At 58.6% G+C, this 18,265-nt stretch carries 17 protein-coding genes; 7 read left to right on the top strand and 10 right to left on the bottom strand.

Features of this window, described 5'->3' with window-relative positions; translation table 11 throughout:
* Positions 1-7: 7 nt before the first annotated feature.
* The 4 genes from MRS74_RS03780 (at position 8) to MRS74_RS03765 (ending at position 4,798) form a co-directional block, all read left to right on the top strand.
* Entirely contained in the window at positions 8-574 is a 567-nt protein-coding gene (locus MRS74_RS03780) for a TOL_0243 family YfiR-like periplasmic protein (RefSeq protein ID WP_254578940.1), read from the top strand.
* Positions 571-2,505 carry a sensor histidine kinase, YfiR-like protein-associated gene (locus tag MRS74_RS03775; RefSeq protein WP_254578939.1) on the top strand — a complete coding sequence of 645 codons (1,935 nt, stop codon included), beginning with the start codon at positions 571-573 and terminating at the stop codon, positions 2,503-2,505. The genes MRS74_RS03780 and MRS74_RS03775 overlap by 4 nt, the downstream gene beginning before the upstream one ends.
* A complete protein-coding gene (locus MRS74_RS03770; RefSeq protein WP_254578938.1) occupies positions 2,471-2,905 on the top strand; it encodes a response regulator in 435 nt (144 codons plus the stop codon). The genes MRS74_RS03775 and MRS74_RS03770 overlap by 35 nt, the downstream gene beginning before the upstream one ends.
* Before the next feature lie 135 nt (positions 2,906-3,040).
* Complete coding sequence (locus MRS74_RS03765) at positions 3,041-4,798, top strand: GGDEF domain-containing response regulator (RefSeq protein WP_254578937.1); 1,758 nt, start codon at positions 3,041-3,043, stop codon at positions 4,796-4,798.
* A 183-nt stretch (positions 4,799-4,981) separates the two neighbouring features.
* On the opposite strand, the gene MRS74_RS03760 is transcribed toward MRS74_RS03765, so the two are convergent.
* Complete coding sequence (locus MRS74_RS03760) at positions 4,982-5,695, bottom strand: M48 family metallopeptidase (protein ID WP_254578936.1); 714 nt, start codon at positions 5,693-5,695, stop codon at positions 4,982-4,984.
* Positions 5,696-5,783: 88 nt separating this feature from the next.
* On the opposite strand from MRS74_RS03760, the gene MRS74_RS03755 reads away from it, so the two are divergent.
* Positions 5,784-6,374: a uracil-DNA glycosylase family protein gene (locus tag MRS74_RS03755; protein ID WP_254578935.1), complete on the top strand. Its 591-nt coding sequence runs from the start codon at positions 5,784-5,786 to the stop codon at positions 6,372-6,374.
* Positions 6,375-6,382: 8 nt separating this feature from the next.
* On the opposite strand, the gene MRS74_RS03750 is transcribed toward MRS74_RS03755, so the two are convergent.
* The 8 genes from MRS74_RS03750 to MRS74_RS03715 form a co-directional block, all read right to left on the bottom strand.
* The gene (locus tag MRS74_RS03750) at positions 6,383-8,353 is read right to left on the bottom strand and encodes a transglutaminase TgpA family protein (protein ID WP_254578934.1); all 1,971 of its coding nucleotides are present in this window, start codon (positions 8,351-8,353) and stop codon (positions 6,383-6,385) included.
* Positions 8,350-9,318: a DUF58 domain-containing protein gene (locus MRS74_RS03745; RefSeq protein WP_254578933.1), complete on the bottom strand. Its 969-nt coding sequence runs from the start codon at positions 9,316-9,318 to the stop codon at positions 8,350-8,352. Before MRS74_RS03745 ends, MRS74_RS03750 begins: the two co-directional genes overlap by 4 nt.
* 39 nt (positions 9,319-9,357) lie before the next feature.
* Positions 9,358-10,317 (bottom strand): AAA family ATPase, encoded by a 960-nt coding sequence (locus MRS74_RS03740; RefSeq protein WP_254578932.1) that lies wholly within the window; start codon positions 10,315-10,317, stop codon positions 9,358-9,360.
* 188 nt (positions 10,318-10,505) lie between these two features.
* Positions 10,506-10,799: a DUF6482 family protein gene (locus MRS74_RS03735; RefSeq protein ID WP_254578931.1), complete on the bottom strand. Its 294-nt coding sequence runs from the start codon at positions 10,797-10,799 to the stop codon at positions 10,506-10,508.
* 186 nt (positions 10,800-10,985) lie between these two features.
* Complete coding sequence (locus MRS74_RS03730) at positions 10,986-11,615, bottom strand: EAL domain-containing protein (RefSeq protein WP_254578930.1); 630 nt, start codon at positions 11,613-11,615, stop codon at positions 10,986-10,988.
* A 72-nt stretch (positions 11,616-11,687) separates the two neighbouring features.
* Entirely contained in the window at positions 11,688-12,170 is a 483-nt protein-coding gene (locus MRS74_RS03725; RefSeq protein ID WP_254578929.1) for an FKBP-type peptidyl-prolyl cis-trans isomerase, read from the bottom strand.
* A gap of 483 nt (positions 12,171-12,653) precedes the next feature.
* Positions 12,654-13,625, bottom strand: coding sequence for a hypothetical protein (locus MRS74_RS03720; protein WP_254578928.1), 972 nt, complete (start codon positions 13,623-13,625; stop codon positions 12,654-12,656).
* Between the two features lie 56 nt (positions 13,626-13,681).
* A complete protein-coding gene (locus MRS74_RS03715; protein ID WP_254578927.1) occupies positions 13,682-14,383 on the bottom strand; it encodes an endonuclease in 702 nt (233 codons plus the stop codon).
* Positions 14,384-14,657: 274 nt separating this feature from the next.
* Between MRS74_RS03715 and MRS74_RS03710 the strand changes: the two genes are divergently transcribed.
* Both MRS74_RS03710 and MRS74_RS03705 read left to right on the top strand, forming a co-directional pair.
* The gene (locus tag MRS74_RS03710; RefSeq protein WP_254578926.1) at positions 14,658-14,924 is read left to right on the top strand and encodes a hypothetical protein; all 267 of its coding nucleotides are present in this window, start codon (positions 14,658-14,660) and stop codon (positions 14,922-14,924) included.
* Positions 14,925-15,437: 513 nt separating this feature from the next.
* Entirely contained in the window at positions 15,438-15,653 is a 216-nt protein-coding gene (locus MRS74_RS03705; RefSeq protein WP_254578925.1) for a hypothetical protein, read from the top strand.
* A 2-nt stretch (positions 15,654-15,655) separates the two neighbouring features.
* Here the strand turns inward: MRS74_RS03705 and MRS74_RS03700 are convergent, their stop codons facing one another.
* Positions 15,656-18,136 carry a cation:proton antiporter gene (locus tag MRS74_RS03700; RefSeq protein ID WP_254578924.1) on the bottom strand — a complete coding sequence of 827 codons (2,481 nt, stop codon included), beginning with the start codon at positions 18,134-18,136 and terminating at the stop codon, positions 15,656-15,658.
* Between the last annotated feature and the right edge of the window lie 129 nt (positions 18,137-18,265).

Genomic DNA, 18,265 nt, shown 5'->3' with positions numbered 1-18,265 from the left:
GGTAGTTATGACGAGGACGCAAAAAACAATGGTCGGACGCTCGTTATTCTGGGTATGGATGATGCTGTGTTTAGTAGCGCCGACACAACAGGTCGGTGCAGCCACTCTGGAGACGCGAATCAAGGCCGCCTTTCTGTATAAATTCTGCAGTTATGTGGAGTGGCCGACGGACACCTTTTCTGCACCTGATAGCCCTATCGTTATAGGCGTTGTTGCGGATAAGGATATTGTGCAGGAGTTGAACCAGGCGATTAAGGGCCAGCACGTTCATAACCGGCCGCTAAACGTGCGGGCCTATGACACTACAGCGGTACCTTCCGGTGTGCACCTGCTGTTCATTGGTCGATCAGTTTTGTCTAGTGCACCACGCTGGCTTGATCGCATGCAGGGTAAAGCCGTGATGCTGGTCACGGATATCCCGAACGGGCTCGATTCAGGCAGTGGTATCAATTTCGATCTCGAAGGTGACAGACTGCGGTTTGACGTATCCCTGGCGGCCACGACCGCCCAAGGCGTGCGGGTCAGCTCCCAGCTGCTATCCGTCGCACGGCGGGTGAGGAATCCGGCACAATGAAACAGCTCAGCGGTGTACGCTCTATCCGTTTCAAGCTGTCCATGGGCGTACTGTTGACGACCATGACGGCGCTCTTCATCGCGGGCCTGATCCAAATCGTTTACGACCTGGGCGATTACCGTGAGCGAACCGTGCAGGATCTCCAGACCCAGGCAGACCTGATCGGGGAGGCAAGCATTGCCGCGCTGCAATTCGATGACCCCGGCGTTGCACAGGAGAGACTGGCCTTGCTGCGGATTCGGCCAAATATTCTGGCGGCGCAAATTCGTGATTCAGATAACACGCTTTTCGCCGAGTATGCCGCCAATGGCGTGCCCACCCTGGCGCTGGCTGAATTGCCGACAGCGGGCGAGATTCAGGTTACCGGTAGTCAGCTGATCCTGAATCGCCAGATCGTATCTGAAGGCAATAGTCTTGGCAGTATTCTCATCGTGGCAATCTACGATTTTAATGCGCGCCTGTTGCGGGACATTGGCATAGTGCTCGTGGTGGCTGTACTGGCGCTGGCCATCTCAATGTTGATATCGCGCTGGATTCAGTCCCGCGTCACCCGCCCTATTCTGAGCGTGACCGAACTGGCGCAACAGGTTGTTGAACAACAGAACTATGACTTGCGTGCAGTAAAGACCACCGACGATGAGATCGGTTACCTGGTAGACGCATTCAATGCCATGCTATCGGAAATAGGCCGCAGGACCGCAGCACTTGAGTCCATTAACAGGCAACTCGGTGAAGAGATAAAGGAGCGTGCCGAGGCGGAAGCTGCGTTGCGAGCGACCCAGCTGCGCCACACGGCTTTAATCAATGCTCTGACCGAAGTGATCTGGCGCGCCGATATTCAGGGAAACTTTCTCTTCGAAGAGCCAGCCTGGGATGCCTATACAGGCCAGACCCGCGAAACTCACATTGGGCACGGCTGGCTGGACGCCTTCCATAGCGACGACAGGGCAAAACTGCACGATTTCTGGCACACGGCCGCAGTTAACGCCCGGTCTTTTGTAGCGGAACTGCGCCTGTGGCATGTAAAAACTCAGGATTATCGATCGGTTCACCTGCGGGCCGTACCGATTATCGATGACAATGGGCGCTTGCTGGAGTGGAAAGGCGTTATCGAAGATATCCATGATCGGGTACAGGCAGTGCAGGAAATCAGGCACTTGAACATGAATCTCGAGCGGCGTGTAACTGAGCGCACAACTGAGCTTGAAAATGCCAACAAGGAGCTGGAAGCCTTCAGCTATTCGGTGTCCCACGACCTGAGAACGCCTCTACGGTCCATTGATGGCTTCAGTCAGGCGCTACTCGAAGATTATACGGATGTGCTCGACGAGTCCGGCAAGGATTATCTTGCCCGAGTCCGCTCAGCAGCTCAGCGCATGGGCGGGCTGATAGACGACCTGTTGAAACTTTCCCGGGTCAGCCGGGCGGAAATTGAGTGTCAGCCACTGGATCTGAGTTCCATCGCCAGTGGCGTGGTGGAAGAACTGCGGACCAATGACCCGCAGCGTAAAGTGGACATTGATATCGCTCCCAACTTAATAGGGTATGGCGACCCCAAACTGATACGCGTAGCGCTTGAAAATCTGCTTAATAATGCATGGAAGTACACGGGCAAGTGTGCCGAACCGAAAATCCAGCTTGAGGGCCACAATGCCAACGGTGACACCGGCCTCGTTATCAGGGACAACGGCGCCGGTTTCGACATGGAATACGCCGGAAAGTTGTTCGGAGCCTTCCAGCGTCTGCATGACGCAAGGGACTTCCCGGGAACGGGCGTCGGTCTTGCAACCGTACAGCGCATCATTCGACGCCACGGCGGACAAATCTGGGCCCAAGCGCAAGTTAACAAGGGCGCAGCCTTCTATATCACTCTGCCACCCGACAAGGAGAGATCATATGAACACCAAACCGATATTACTGGTAGAAGATAATCCTGATGACGAGGCACTGGCACTCCGAGCGTTCAAAAAAAGCAATATGCGCAATGAGATCATCGTCGTCCGGGACGGAGCTGAAGCCCTGGATTACCTGTTTGCCCAGGGCGCGCACGCCGATCGCGACGCCTCGGTGTTGCCGTCAGTGATGCTGCTGGACTTAAATCTTCCCAAAATTGACGGTCTGGAAGTACTGCGCCGGCTGCGCGAGAAGCCGCACACCAGCAAGCTACCGGTGGTAATCCTGACGTCTTCCAAGCATGAGGAAGACCTGGTACGCAGCTATGATCTGGGCGCCAACAGCTATGTACGAAAGCCCGTTGATTTCAACGAATTTGTAGAAGCCGTGGGGCATCTTGGCATGTACTGGCTGTTGCTGAATGAATTACCCTACTAGAGCGCTGCGGCTTTCTCTAAACAACAGAGTGAAGCTAAGGTTGTTATTAATAGCTCGAATTGAAAATGATTAACCATTGCCACTTATGCTCTGCTGGTGAATAACAGCATAGCGGAGGGAAAGAGGTGAATTACGATGCAGAGCGTTCCGCAAAAGAGAGAACCGTTAAAGGCCTTGATCATCGAAGATGTAGAAGATGATGTGCTGATGCTGGTGCGCGAGTTGCGGCGCATGGGTTACGACCTGGACTACCACAGCGTTGACCGCGAAGATGACCTGGTTGAGGCGCTGCAAAATGTGCAGCAGGGCTGGCAAATCGTGTTCTCGGATTTCAGCATGCCAACCTTTAACGGCCTGGGTGCGCTGAAACTCGTACGCCAGTACGATCAGGATATGCCGTTTATTTTCGTGTCCGGGACCCTCGGCGAAGACAAGGCGGTGGACGCCGTCAAAAGCGGCGCTCAGGATTACATCACCAAGGATAATCTAAAACGCCTGCACGCGGCGGTACCCCGCGAACTGCGGGAGGCCGTCAACCGCCGTGAACGACTGGCAGCTGAAGGGCGTTTGGTTTATCTGGCCAACTACGACGAACTCACGTCGCTGCCCAATCGTACGCTCTATCAGCGGCGTCTTAACCAGGCTGTCGAGTTGTCGGGTGCCAAGGGCCTGAAGGTCGGCATAATGCACATCCATCTGGACCGTTTTCGGGACATCAGTAGCAGTCTCGGGCCCGATGCAGGAGATGAATTGCTCAAGCAGGTTGCGCAGCGACTGCTCGAACAAACAGCCACAGAACAAGTGGCTGCCCGCATATCCGACGCAGAATTTTCGGTGATACTGCCAAGCCTCGAACATCAGAGTGAGCTGATTGAAAAGGCCCGTTGCATCAGTGAGTCCTTGCAAAGTCCCATCACGATTTCGGGCTATGATCTCCATGTTGATGCCAGTATCGGCGTCAGTATTTACCCCCTGGACGGTCAGAAAACTGATGAACTGGATCATAATGCCACCATGGCAATGCACCAGGTTCAGCAGAGCGGTGGCAATGGCTGCAAGTTTTTCACCGCCCGCATTCGCGAAGATTTCAAGCAGCGCCTGAGCATGGAGAAAGACCTGCGTGAGGCGGTGGATCAGCAGAAATTGGTACTGAATTATCAGCCCCAGGTTGAGCTTGTCAGTGGACGCCTGGTCGCTGTAGAAGCGCTGCTGCGCTGGACGCACCCGCAGTTAGGGCCTATCCCGGCGGACAAGTTTATTCCCATTGCTGAGGCGTCAGGCCTTATTCTGCCCATCGGGCAATGGGTGCTGAGCCAGGCCTGCCATCAGTATCAGACCTGGCGTGACCACTTTGGTGCTCAACAGGCCCCGCGCATGGCGGTGAACTTCTCGGCATTCCAGTTTCGTCAAAGGGGACTGGGGCTTGTTGTCAAAAGTACGCTGGATGAGTACGGACTGGATCCCCAGTGCCTGGAAGTGGAGATTACCGAGTCGGCGCTGATGCAGGATCCTGAGTCCACTATGGAAATTCTCAGCAAGTTGCGTGATATCGGGGTAACGATTTCACTGGATGACTTCGGCACCGGCTACTCCAGTCTGAGCTACTTGAAGCGCTTTCCGGTGAACGTGCTGAAGATCGACAAAAGCTTTATCGACGGCCTGCCTGGAGATACAGATGATGTAGGTATCATCCGAGCTGTCCTGGCGATGGCGAACCACCTGAATCTCGACGTTGTTGCCGAAGGGATAGAGACATCCGAGCAGCTGGATTTTCTACGCAACGAGGGCTGCGCGCTGGTGCAGGGGTATTATCTGCAGCGACCGGTTCTGGCGGAGCATTTGGAGCCTCTTATAGCGCAGCCGCAACCCTTTGCCGCCAAATTATTAACCTGAACCCAGATTTTAACAACGATCTGCCACCCAATCGACGACATACCCTGCACACAGATACCCTAATCTTCATTTACCGGTGAGCGTGGAGACGTGGCAGCTTGGCTGCAGGATCTGGCCGCGAATACTGATCACAGCAAAAGTCCGCGACTTCATACTGGTAATGCTTTACCAGGCTCCCACACATTAGCCCCACTGCAGCCAGCAACCACGCTGGCGAAAATACGCCTGCAGTGCCCTGTAATCCGGGCAATGGTGTTCCACCAGGCGCCAGAAGCGCGGCGAGTGATCGAAATGGCGCAGGTGGCACAGCTCATGGACCAGCACATAATCCGCAGCCTCGGGGCGGGCCATGATCAGCCTCCAGTTCAGGGATATCCGGCCGCTGCTGTCACAACTGCCCCAGCGACGGCGAAATCCGCGAATCGACACCCCCACAGGATTGAGCCCCGCCTGTCGGCCAAGCTCCAGCAGACGGGGCTCAAGCAGCTGCTCGGCCTGCTGCATAAACCACTGCTGCAGCAGCATGCTCACCGCCTCTGCCGCGGGCCTGCGAATGCGGCGCGACAGGGTAACCCGCAACTCGTCCCCCTCGATCACCACCGCAGAAGCCACCCCCGGCTGCCAGCGCAAGCGGTAATCCCGGCCCCGCCAGGGAATAAGACCGCCCTCGACTATCTCGATGCCGTGGGCCTCCTGCTGCACCTGCTGACGATCCAGGTGACTGAGCACCCACTGCCGGCGGCTGTGCACAAAGTCGTCAACCCACTGGGGACTGACCCACTCGGGCACACGCACCAGCACCGCATCGGCGTTAATCTGTATGGCGGCGCTCTTGCGCTTGCTGCGCACCACCTTATAGTCAAACGGCATCAATGCCGGATTGCGACTGTCGGACATGGGACTGTGCAGATACTCTGTAATCTAATGTGACGGCCGCCCAGCTCAACCGGCACGGGCCGGCGGCCATTATACGGAAGAATGGATTGTGAAACCGATACCCGCACTAGATTGTGCCGCCCTGGTGGAGGAAATCCGCCAGTGCCGACACTGCACGGGCCTGCCGGAATCCGCGCGCCCAATTGTGCAGGCGGCACGCAACGCCCGGATTCTGATCATCGGCCAGGCGCCCGGTGCCCGAACCACAGCCCAGGGGCGCCCCTTCGATGATGCCAGCGGCGACCGACTGCGCGCTTGGCTCGGACTCACGCGGGATCAATTTTACGATGCCGGGTCCCTGGCCATCATGCCCATGGGGTTTTGCTTTCCGGGCTCCTCCCGCAGCGGCGACAAGCCACCGCGCAAAGAATGTGCACCTCTGTGGCATCCGCGCCTGCTGGAATCCATGCCACAGATTCGCCTGACGCTGCTGATCGGGCACTATGCCCAGCGCCGCTACGTTGCGGGCAAGTACGCCTCGCTCACCGAAACCGTATTGCGCTGGCGTGAACTGCCAGCGGACTGCCTGCCTCTGCCCCACCCCTCGCCGCGCAACCAGCGCTGGTTCAAGAACAACCCCTGGTTTGATGCCGAACGGGTGCCGGAACTGCGCCGGCGGGTACAGCAAGCGTTGGCGTAGAGACAGCTTCATAGCTGACGCACACAGGCACGCACGGCCGCAAGATAGGCTCTGTGTAACTGGGGCTCGCCCCCTTCGGCGTAACGCAACTGCTCATACAGGCGCGCCACAGTACCTATGATAGGCGCCAGATCAGGCCGCTCCAGAGCAATACGCTGGGCATAGCGACCCACAGGCTCGCCGGGTTTGCGCCCAAGCCCACGACTCTCGAAACGGGCGATCAGGCGCAGCAAGGCCGCATCCACCGGATCTTTGGTTTTGGGTCTGCGCTGGCGCAACAGACCGAGCGCGACCCAGCCCAGCACCAGACTGAAGGGGATCAGCAGCCCCAGCGCCAGCTTCCACAGGGTGACCTCACCCAGCAGTTTTTGCAGCAGGTCATTCTGGCGCAGCTGATAACTGAGCACCCAGCGATGCCAGACAAAGTTCAGCGCGTCGGCCCGCATGCGCAGCGTATTGATCCAGCCGATGTGCCCAAAACGCACCGGCGAAAGCAGCGTATCGGACAGAAACTCCGGCTGGCTGGACAGCAGCTGCTCGGCACTCTGCTCGATACGTTCAGGCGCCACGGCGGCCGTTGGGTCGACCCGCACCCAGCCACGCCCCTGGTGCCAGACCTCAGTCCAGGCATGGGCTTCAAACTGGCGTACCACCAGGTAGGATTCATAGGGGTTCCACTCGCCCCCCAGGTAGCCCCCGACGATACGGGTCGGTACGCCCGCGGCGCGCAGCAAAAAGGTCAGGCTGCTGGCAAAATGGCCACAAAAGCCTTCCTGGGTATCAAACAGAAAATCATCAATGCTGTCATCTCCCAGACGCTGCGGCGTCAGGGTGTAGCGAAACGCCCGCGCATAGAGCGCCAGCGCCCGAGCCACAAGAGCTTCGGTTGAGTCATCCTGCGCCCGCCAGGATAACGCCAGTGCCCGGGTGCGCTCGTTGCCCCCTTCAGGCAGCGCCAGATAGCGTGCACGCTGCGTCGCCGTCAATGCTTGAAAACTGTCACTGGAGAGGCGTGATGCCAGGGCGAAATCCATCCGCTGGCGGATTTTGGCCGGCGCCCTTAGCGTCTGATTGGCCTGCATGCGCAGTGGCCAGGGTGCCGCTACCGGATAATCCAGCGCATAGACCCAGGGCTGACCACTGGGCTCCTGAGTCATGTTATACCGCAGCAAAGTGCCTGAATCAGAGCGTGGCGACTCGAACGGGCTGCGGTCCGCTTCGGCCTCCCAGCGCCGTCCATCGAAACGATCATAGGTCAAACCACGCCAGTACCGGCTGGACGCCGGTGGCGGCCTGCCATTGTCAAACTGCACCCGAAACGCAACGTCGCTTGAGCCGGTCAACCGGCTCACGTCCCCCGGCGACAGCGTATCCGACAGCCCGGTACGAGCCTCTTCCTGTGCCAGGGGCGCATACCAGATCGGGCCTATGCGCGGCACCAGCACAAAGAGCACCACCATAAGCGGCAATGCCGGCAGCAGCAGCCGCACCGATGCACGCAGGGGCCGCCAGAAGTCGGGATGACGCTCACTCTGGTACACGGAATTGAGAGCCGCCGTTATCAGCACCAGCACCAGGGCGATGTAGAGTGCATGCAACAGACTCTGGCCGAAAAGCAGCTCGGTGGCGGCGAGGAAATAGGCCACATAAATCAATACCAGTGCATCGCGGCGCTTGTAAATTTCGAGCAGCTTGAGGGAGAAACCGGCAAACAGCAGCGCCACGGCGAGTTCAGGTCCGTTGCCTCGGCCAATAGACATGATCACACCTATGCCGGCGGTCACCGCCATCATGAACTTGACGCTCCAGTGGGGAAAGGATGTGCGCCCCAGATGCACCCACAGGCGCCATCCCAGGGCACCGAAGGTCATCAGCGGCAACCACCATGGCAGGCGCAGACTGTGGGGCAACAGCACGGCGACCACCATCAGCAACTGCCACAGCAGGGCCGGACGGGTGAGTTGGTACACCGCCTTCATCGCGACGCCCGCCCATGCAGCGCCAGCGCCCGCAACACCTGATGCCGGTGCCGGCCGCCGCGCCCGGGCGGAATTTCGACCCCGGGCAGACGCAGACCGTACTGAACCCGCTGACGCGCCAGCTTCAGCGTCCAGTAGCACAGCCGTGACAGGCGCTGTTCGGTATCCAGCTCTGGCCAGAATGACCAGTCAAGCCAGAGTTGATCATCGGCGTGATCCACGAACTGCTTGGCATGCAGCCCCTGCCCGGCCGCCAGTTGCTTCCAGGCAATATGGCGCGGTGACATGCCCTGCTGGTAGGTTTCAAGGCCGGCAAAATCCTCGCTGCCGCGCCCGCTGACTGCAGAACCGCGCTCGCCGTTACCCTGCCCCGGTGGCAGGAGCCCGCCTTCGAGCGGGCGCGGGTAGGCCAGGGCCTGCAGGTCGGTTTCTAGCCAGGTCCAGGCGCGCAGCAGGCCCAGCGGATAGAAGGTTTCAATCAGCAGGGCCCCCGGGCGCCACCAGCCACGTTCAACGGCCTGGGCATAGAGCCGCACACGCCTTTCACTGTCGTCGATCAAATCACAACTCACCGGTGCCTGATCCACCCAGCAAAGCTGCAACGCTTCATAGTTGCGTCGACGTCCGGCCCGCAGCAGCAGTTCAAACTCGGCACTCTCCCCCACCAGGCAGGGCTTGGCTGCAAGTGCGGTAATCGTCAGGCCCGCAAGGTTGCTGTAGGTGTGCAAAATGGACACGACAAAGAGCGACAGCAGCACAAAACTGACTGCATACACCAGGTTGTTTTCGTAGTTGATACCCAGCAGCAGGATCACCAGGGCGGCAAACAGAAACCACAGACCGGCCCGGGTCGGGAAAATAAAGATGCGCTTTTGCGTCAGCGTCAGGCTCCTGGCAGGCGCATGACGCCCCAGCGCCCAGCGTCGCGCCCGTGCGCCAAGCCTGCGACTCCAGCGCTCCGTCATGGGCAACCTGCAGCATTGGCAACGCCCATGGCTGCATGCCTAGCCAACCACATCGACCTGCTCCAGCATCTGCCGGATCAGCGCCTCACTGCCGTGACCGCCCACCTGTTCAGCCACGCGCAGACGATGCCCCACTACAGGCTCCAGCAGGCTTTGCAGATCCTCTGGCACGACATAATCGCGTCCGTGCATATAGGCCCAGGTGCGCGCGCACTGCAGCAGCGCCAGACTGCCCCGCGGCGACACACCATAGGCAAACTGGGGGGATTCGCGGGTGTACTGCACCAGCCGCTGCAGATAGTCGATCAGGCTGCTGGACACACGCACCGCCTGACACTCGGTGCGTATGGCCTCCAGATCATCCTGATCGATACAGACCGCCAGGGGCGCACGTCTGTGCCGGCTATGACCTTCGGCGAGCAGCTTGCGCTCGGCTTCCGGGTCCGGATAGCCCAGTTCAATTCTCATCAAAAAGCGATCGAGCTGGGATTCTGGCAGCGGGAAGGTGCCAAACTGGGTGTTCGGATTCTGAGTCGCAATCACAAAGAAGGGTTCTGGCAGCGGGTGACTCTGACCATCCAGCGTGACCTGGCGTTCCTCCATGGCCTCGAGCAGCGCACTCTGGGTCTTGGGCGTGGTGCGGTTGATTTCATCGGCCAGCAGCATCTGGGTAAATACAGGCCCGGGGTGAAAACGGAACGCCGAGGTACTCTGATCAAAAATCGACACACCGACGATATCCGCCGGCAGCATGTCGCTGGTGAACTGAACGCGCTGAAAACTCAACCCCAGTACCTGAGCGAGACCGTGGGCCAGGGTCGTTTTCCCCATGCCGGGCAGGTCTTCAATCAGCAGATGGCCCTGGGAGAACAGACAGGTCAGCGCCATGCGGATCTGGCTTGGCTTACCGAGCACCAGAGTGCCGACGCTGCTGATTGCGCGTTCGACCTTGTCCCGCAGGGCGACACTCTGTTTGTTGATTGCAGTCGATACCTGCATTGGCCCTACCTCGATAACGGACTCCGTGTACGGACCCCTGAATGCTATGAACTGGCTGATCGCTCTTCCCTGCCAGACGTGTCATCATCGCATTAAAACAGGAGCCTGCGTGATAACGGGTGTCGAACAGAAAAACACCTGCCGTTGGGTCAACCGGCAGGTGTCAGGTCCGCGCCTCCTGCGCAGTTTCAGAATTTCAGCGGTATCGAATCGCGATGATAGTCCATCACAACACCGGCGCAGGTTTCGTCATGGGGCGTGACTTGCACCAGATTGGCTTCATGCACCCCTGCGCGATGACACACATCGTAGGCCTGGGTCACGTTGGCACAGGTGAAAACGGCGCCATCGCTGTTCTTGATTAAATCCTTGCCCCCCTCGTACTCCACTTCAACCACCATGGGGCCACAGCCGGATTCGATAAAATTGACCGTTTTCAGCTTGTGACTTGAAACTAGTGCCTTGAACTCGGAAATTTGCATGTGCGCCCTCCACAGATTGCACTCTGGCAACAGCTTAGAGGCACGGGGCTCTCACAGGTTCAGTGCAGTCACCTGACTGCAGCCCGCCTTTAAAGCCCGCCTTTGAAGTAACGGCGAACAGAGGGCCCCAACCGTTGCACCTGCAGTATAGAAGCTTTATCGCAGCCGCTAGTGTGCTGCTTCGCCCTAATGGGTGCTTATAGAGCCCGCCAATTCGTGTCCGGCAAGGCGCCGTTCGCAGGTAATAGTGGGGCTCTTGCCAAGAGCGGCAACGCAGCAGGGCGCGAATTGGCGTGCTCCCTGCGGGCGAGCCGCCTCGACCACGGGCTGTGGCGTTCGCGGGGTATCGGGTATGACCCCTATCACCGGTTTGCCGTAGAAGTACCCCTGCACCCGGCGACAGCCAAAGGCATAGAGCAGATCACTCTGCGCCTGGGTTTCAACACCTTCGGCGATCACTTCAAGCTGAAGCTGAGCCGACATGGCAATCACCGCCTGAATGATCTGGCGGTCTTCTTCATCCTCGCCAATATCCTTTACAAAACAGCGATCGATCTTAAGCGTATCCACTGGCAGCTGCTTGAGCAGCGCCAGGGATGAATAGCCGGTACCAAAGTCATCAATGGAGATACGCACGCCCAGCACCTTGAGAGCATTGAGAATATCGATGGTCGCGTCCAGATTATCCATCAGCGTGCTTTCGGTGATCTCGAACTCCAGCAGCTCAGGCGGCAAGCGCCGGGAAAGCTCATCGAATTGGGGGGTGTTATCCGTAACAGGACGAAAGCAGCGCGCCGACACATTTCGACGCTCCAATACGCAAACAACCGGGCCTTGGGGCCCGGTTGTTGAAGCGGTAAATCGCCGTCGCCGGCAAGCCGCAGCGGCTTAGTGGTGGTGACCACCCTCGCCGTGGGCGTGGCCGTGCTGCAGCTCTTCTTCGCTGGCCTGGCGGACATCAACGACTTCAACCGAGAAATTCAGGGTTTCGCCGGCCAGCGGGTGGTTGCCGTCCAGCTGCACGCTGTCATCGGCTACCGCAATAACGGTTACCGGCTGTTCGCCCCAGGGGGTCTGAGCCAGAAACTGCATGCCGACTTCAATTTCTTCAACGCCAACAAAGTTGCTGCGCTCAACATCCTGCACCAGATCTTCGCGACGCTCGCCATAGCCACGCTCGGGCTCTACGGTCACATCCAGCTTGTCGCCAACGATTTTACCCGCCAGAGCAGACTCAAGGCCTTCAACGATATTGCCACCGCCGTGCAAATAGGCCAGCGGTTCCTGCCCTGCGGAGGTATCAACCACATCGCCGGCGGCATTTTTCAGGGTGTAGTGGATCTGCACTATGGTATTTTCAGCTATCTGCACTGGTATTACTCCGTTCTGTCGTCACAACTGACTCAGATCACCATCGGATTTTCCGCCCGCTTGGGACATTTTGAACCTGGCACTGAAACAGCAAATATTTAAGTAGTTGAAAACCTGTGTGAGCCACCCGCAGACAACGCCACCAAGCATTCCACGGGCATCCTAACGTGCCGATCCGCGACTGTCACCCCTTGCAGCCTGCCGGACTTAACACTGATCTGCAGAAAAGCCCCTCTCTTTCGCAAAGAGGGGTTATTTCTTGTTCTCTGCATTGTTGAATAGAACCACTATTTTCCTCAAAAGAGCTCAAAAACTGCCTCATTCAATCGTAGGGAGCGATTGAACGTGCAAGCCCCGAAGGGGTGAAGCACATGGATGTGCTGAACAAACCGGTCTTTCCCTCGCTACGATCGGCCAAGCCCGACAGGCTGCTTGCAGCGCTTGTGCGACTGCGCAAGTCGTTAACCGGCGGTCAAATGGGCGTTACTGGCCCCGTTTCAGCTCCCCCGCCACGGCATCCCAACGCCAGATGCCACTGCCGCCAAGATTGACGCCACCTATCCAGCGATCGATCGGCTGCTCTGACAGCCAATCCTGATTTTCCATCAGCACTTGCTGCCCTCTGGACGTGAGCGAGAAGCGCAGTGCCAGAAAAGCCTCATCACAACCGGTAAGCGCCGGACGCACAAAATGGCCACCCTCACAACTGAGCAGCGCAGCCGGCGGGCGCAGCAGCCCCTCAAGTACCCGCCAGAAGCTGGCATCCCCCATAAAGGTCACTGCCTCCGCAGCACGCACACTGCGGAACAAACCCACGGCATCCTGAACCCCTGCGCTCAGGGCCTCAAGCACCTGCTTTTCGGTGCGATTGATGCCCAGGGGCCCCGGATACTCCTGCAACAAACGCTCAACTGCGGCGGCCAGGAACGGCAGCGCCGACAGATCCTGTTGCAGCAGGTTCACCAGGGTGCGCGGATTGGCACTACAGAACGCCTGCCAGGCATCCACCGCCAGCGTCATCTGCGCCTCGCTTAACTGCTGTCGGGTTGCATAGAGCCTTGCCGCCCGCTCAGGCTCCGCCTGGCCGAGGTAGTCCTCCACCAGCACCAACTCCGGCCAGGCAAGCCCCTGGCCTTCCACGTGATACCAGTTGAGCATTTGCAGCAGGTGCAACTGATCATAGAGCTCGAACGAATTCCAGATAACAACACCGCCTTCACGCGCGCCGCGGCGAAACAGGGCATCCCGCGCCTGAAAATGCGTCTGGGCTTCAAAGTCGGTCGCCCAGCCACAGCTGGCAATAAAGGCAGCGCGGACCCGGGACAACTCGTCCAGCGTCAGCCCGCCCGGCACTGGACCTTCATGCAACACATCGTTCCAGGCCAGATACTCATCACCGATGCCTGCGCATTGCAGCCACTGATTCGCCATGTCGCCATTGGTTATATGAAGCATGGTTCAGGTCCTCTTTCTATAAATTGCATGACCGAGCGGCCAGCACCTGCTGCGCCTTACGGCAAGCGATTCTTGACCAGCAGCGTCTCGGCCGCCTCCACATGGGGATTGCCGAACCCCTGCACTGCACGAATGCGCTTGTTGCGCTCAAGCTCCCAGCGATCAACGGGGTCGGCACGGCTCCAGACTTCAAGCAGACGCGTTTCGCTTTTGCTCAGGCGCAAATGGTAACGGTCGCGCATGTAAAAATAGATTCGGGCTATATCGCCACGGATCGCAGCGGCGGGCTCCAGCGTGCGCCCCTTGAAATCCACCTCTACATCGCAGGCACCATAGGCACGCGACTCACCTGCAATCATGCCGTAAGCATAGTTGGAGCGGTCTCCGTTAACCTCGCCGATGGCCGGCACCAGATTATTCATGTCGGCCTCCATGAGTTTGAAGTCAGGATCCGTGCTACAGGCCCGGCGTCCACCCCGCTGCCAGCACTGGCGCTGATGCCCGAACACCCAGGCAGGCATCACATGTTCCCACTCGATCCGACCGGCACGGCTGGCGTTCTTGCGCGCCTGATAACCACAGCTGGCCAGATCCGGCTCCAGGCGCTTGCCGCGCGCTTCGTAGCGGCAGCTACAATAAAACGACGTCGGGTTATCTGCATAAATGGTAGCCAGTTCCCGCTTGGCTGCACTGAAGGACGCCGGCTGATCGGCAAACGCATAAAGTGGCAACAGCAGTGCCACCCACAACATACGCATGGAATATTCCGTATGACTCGCATCCTGCGGTTGAAACAGACATCCTGTCTGTCAGTAAAACGGGCCTGACCCGTACAACACATCGAAAACTCTGACCATGCATTCAAAATTAGGACTAAGTCCTAAATATTTTTGCCAGGGTCTCGCCTAACATTACTCCTGTGTACAAACGCCTGAACTAGGTGCACAAGAATCCACAGCCTGTTTGGACAAGCAACATTCGGCGCATCGGATGCTAACCGAAATTACAGTCGTATAACCTGAGGCAACTGAAATGGAAAGCACCTGCCCGTCTTGTGAACTCCTGATTTCGCAGCAACGCCAGCACCCCTATCTGGTCAATATCAGTACGCTGCAGGACAGCCAGCTATACAAGTGCCGCTGCTGCAACAGTTACCTGCATTGCTACCTCCAGCAATGGGAAATTATTAGCATCGGCTATTACGACAAGCGTCAGGGCCCACCTGATCCCGGCGCCGACAGCAACAACCCCACGGCACAATTCGCAGGCGTACAGGCCTATGCACGCAGCAACCACTAGCAGCCTGTCGGACTTAACTCTGATCTACTCGGCTCGGGCATCCTGCTTCGCCCTACCTCCTGCATCCATGCAGTCGTGCGGAAACGCCGATTCTTTACGGTAAAGAGGGGTCATTTTTGTTTACTCTTTATAGGGCCACTTTTCACAAGCTACATCCCTGTAACTTGCCCGGTGGGCAGCTCACGCTGTGTAAATCGGCTATCCTGCCGATTTATCGCCTCAAAAGAGCCCAAAAACTGCCTCAAAACGGACTTTCCCTCGCTACGACCGGCCAAGTCCGACAGGCAGCTAGCGGGCAAAATTATCGGCGATCACCCGCCAGCGCGGCACTATACGCGCATCCTGCCCGTGTCATCAATACAGGCTCATCAAAAGGTATTCCGGCGAATCCAAGCCCACCTCAGGCTGCTCCGATACATCACCCTGCCCTCCCGCCGAGGCGCCCTTCGGTCTGGCAGGAATGGGGTATTTCAGCCTGTATCCTTGTTGACCCATGAACGGTCTCCTGCGCCTATGAACGACCTCTGCCCTTTCTGCCCCCACGCCCAGGCACCGGAAACAACAGCGCCGGCATCAGGCCTGATCAGCATTCTGTTTGCCCGGGAAAACCTCTGTATTGCCCGTTGTGACAACTGTGGTACCTGGCTTGCCAATGACAACGGCGTGTGGGAACCGCTGCTTAGATACGAGCGCCAGCTGACTGGCACGCGGCTGAATACAGATACCTGACCTCAGGCCTGAGCATTCTTGCGCTCAAGCGCCGCCTTTTCCAGCGCTGTCTGGATAGCAGGATACTCGCGCATGGCCTGCACCAGATCATCGCGACGCAATTCGTAGAGCGAGCAGGGCGTTATCGCCCGCACCGTGGCACTGCGCGTCGCACTGTGCAGTAACGCCATCTCTCCACAAAAATCACCCGCCATCAGGGTCGCCAGCTGGCGGTCCTTGCCGCCTTCTTGCCGTATCACCCTGACCACGCCCCTTGCGATCAGATACACGGAATAGCCGCTATCACCCTGGCTGATAATGTTTTCACCCTCGGCCACGGTTACCGAGCGCATGCGTGTCGCCAGCTGCGCAAACTCAGCCTCCGGTATGTCCTGCAAGAACGGCACCTTGCGCAGCAGTTCGGACGGCTCAACCCGCAGCTTTTTAATGGCCGCCCCGCGCAAGGCCCGCAGCTTGGTACGCATCTCGGATTCCAGTGTCTCGGCGATGCCCTGCGGCAGGGTGCCGCGCTCTAGCTGCTCGCCAATCGCCTCGCCTTCGGCCAGCAAGACCAGACGCTGCCCCAGGCGCTCCTGCATGTCCGCAACAAACTCCGGGAACTGCTCGGCCATCTGATCGAGCTGAGTGCAGGCAGCTTCATGCCAGGCAACGTATTGCTGGCGGACTTCGGATGCCACCTCGGCGGAAATGGATTCCGTTTCCACCAGTTCGTCAAAACGCTCCAGTACCCGGGAGCAGCTCTGATAACGCCCCCAGGCAATCTCATAATCCTTGGCCACCCGCCGAATGCGCAACCACTGGGCATAGTCGGCCAGCACCGAAACGCGACCCAGCAGACGCAAACGCTGTTGCTCCAGCACCGACTCCTGCCGCTCGCAGAAGACGATATGATCCAGCCGATCCTGGAAGCGCACTGTGTCCAGGTCCAGCGCAACACGCTGACGCAATTGCCAGAACGCCGCCTCACACAGGTGTCCCTTGTTGAACATGTCGATAAAGAACGACTGTTCTTCGGCAAAACCGCGCAGGTAGAGTAGCCGCCGCTCCTCGTTGGCATTGAGTTCGGTTTGACGCAGCTGATCCAGCTCCTCGCGGATGGTGATTAATTCCTGATCCGAGTTGAGCTGCAGCCGTTGCGCAATGGAGCCTGAGAACAGGCCACCGGCCATCAGTTCGGGGATGCGAATCTGAGCACGGCGTTTGGCCAGCAGATTACCCTCAACCCGGGCAAAGCGGTCTGCCAGTGACGGTCGATCCAGCCCCAGCCGGTGCACCAGGCTATTGATCGAAAGGCCCTGTACCACCAGGGTAAAGAGCACCGCGCCCATCACCAGTGTGGTAAAAATGGCCGAGTACTCGAATGCCGGCAGGCTCAGCACGATGGCCAGTGCGATGGCACCGCGCAACCCGCCCCAGTAGATCACCGCCTTGTAACCCAGCTCCACCGGTTGGGCGCCGGGCAGGCGCTCCACTAGCGGAATCAGGCCGAACACCACCACAAGGCGCGACAACAGCATGCCCAGGATGACCCAGACGAGCAGCGGCATGGCCTCCAGCAGCACCGATACCTCGGCCTGCATACCCACCATCAGGAAGATCAGTGCCGTCGCTATAAAGGCCATGTATTCCCAGAAGTGCTCCAGGTAGGCACGCACCTCGGGACTGACCTTGATCCAGCCCCAGCCGCTGAAACTCAGTGCCGCCGCCACCGTTGCCATGACTCCACTGACATGAAATACCTCTTCGGCAACCAGAAAAGAGGTGTAGGCCAGAATGGTGGTCAGCGTAATTTCGATAAACTGATGCCCCTGCAGCACTCCCAGCAGATAGCCGGTCAACAGGGCCATGAGCCATCCCACCACCAGGCCACCGATAAAGACCACCACAAAATCCAGTACGCCTTCCAGTACCGATTCAAAGGACACGGCGCCAGCTACCAGTATGCCCACCAGCACCCGCGCCAGCACGATCGAGGTGGCATCGTTGAACAGGCTCTCCCCTTCAACCAGTACCGTCAGCCTGCGCGGCGCACCGAGACGCTTGAACAGGGAAATCACCGCCACGGGGTCTGTGGCGCTGAGGATGGCCCCGAGCAGCAGGGCCGCCGAAAACGAGATGGGCGTGGCCAACGCCATGACGCCGCCAATGATGAAGGTGGAGACCAGCAGACCAGGCACCGCCAGCATCACCACCGGCGCCAGATCGCGACGCAGTTGGCGGGCATCGAGGTGAAAGGCCGACTCAAACACCAGGGTGGGCAGGAAGACATACAGAATCAGCCCCGAGGAGATTTCGATACCCTCAAGCGGCCCCAGTGCCTGCGGGTAGGACTGTGCCACTTCAGTCAGCACCATGCCCACCAGCACCAGCGCCACCGTAAAGGGAAAACGCAGCCGTTCGGTGACCGCCAGTGTCAACGCAGCGATCAGCAGCAGGGCGATAATGCCGGCAACCAGGTGGGCAATGTGCAGACTGTGCTCCATGGATAGGCTCCCTTCGGGTGCGCCGCAACGCAGCGCTCACCTCCCAAGGCTTGCGCTGATACCTACAGTAAAGAAGTGATACCACCTAATGGTCAAACCCGGGCGGACATCCAAACCAGCAGCTGCCTC

The sequence above is a fragment of the Marinobacterium sedimentorum genome, from assembly GCF_024267675.1.
In the GTDB taxonomy this organism is placed as follows: domain Bacteria; phylum Pseudomonadota; class Gammaproteobacteria; order Pseudomonadales; family Balneatricaceae; genus Marinobacterium_A; species Marinobacterium_A sedimentorum.
Note: the sequence above shows the minus strand (reverse complement) of the source record. Positions and strands in the feature narration are given on the sequence as shown.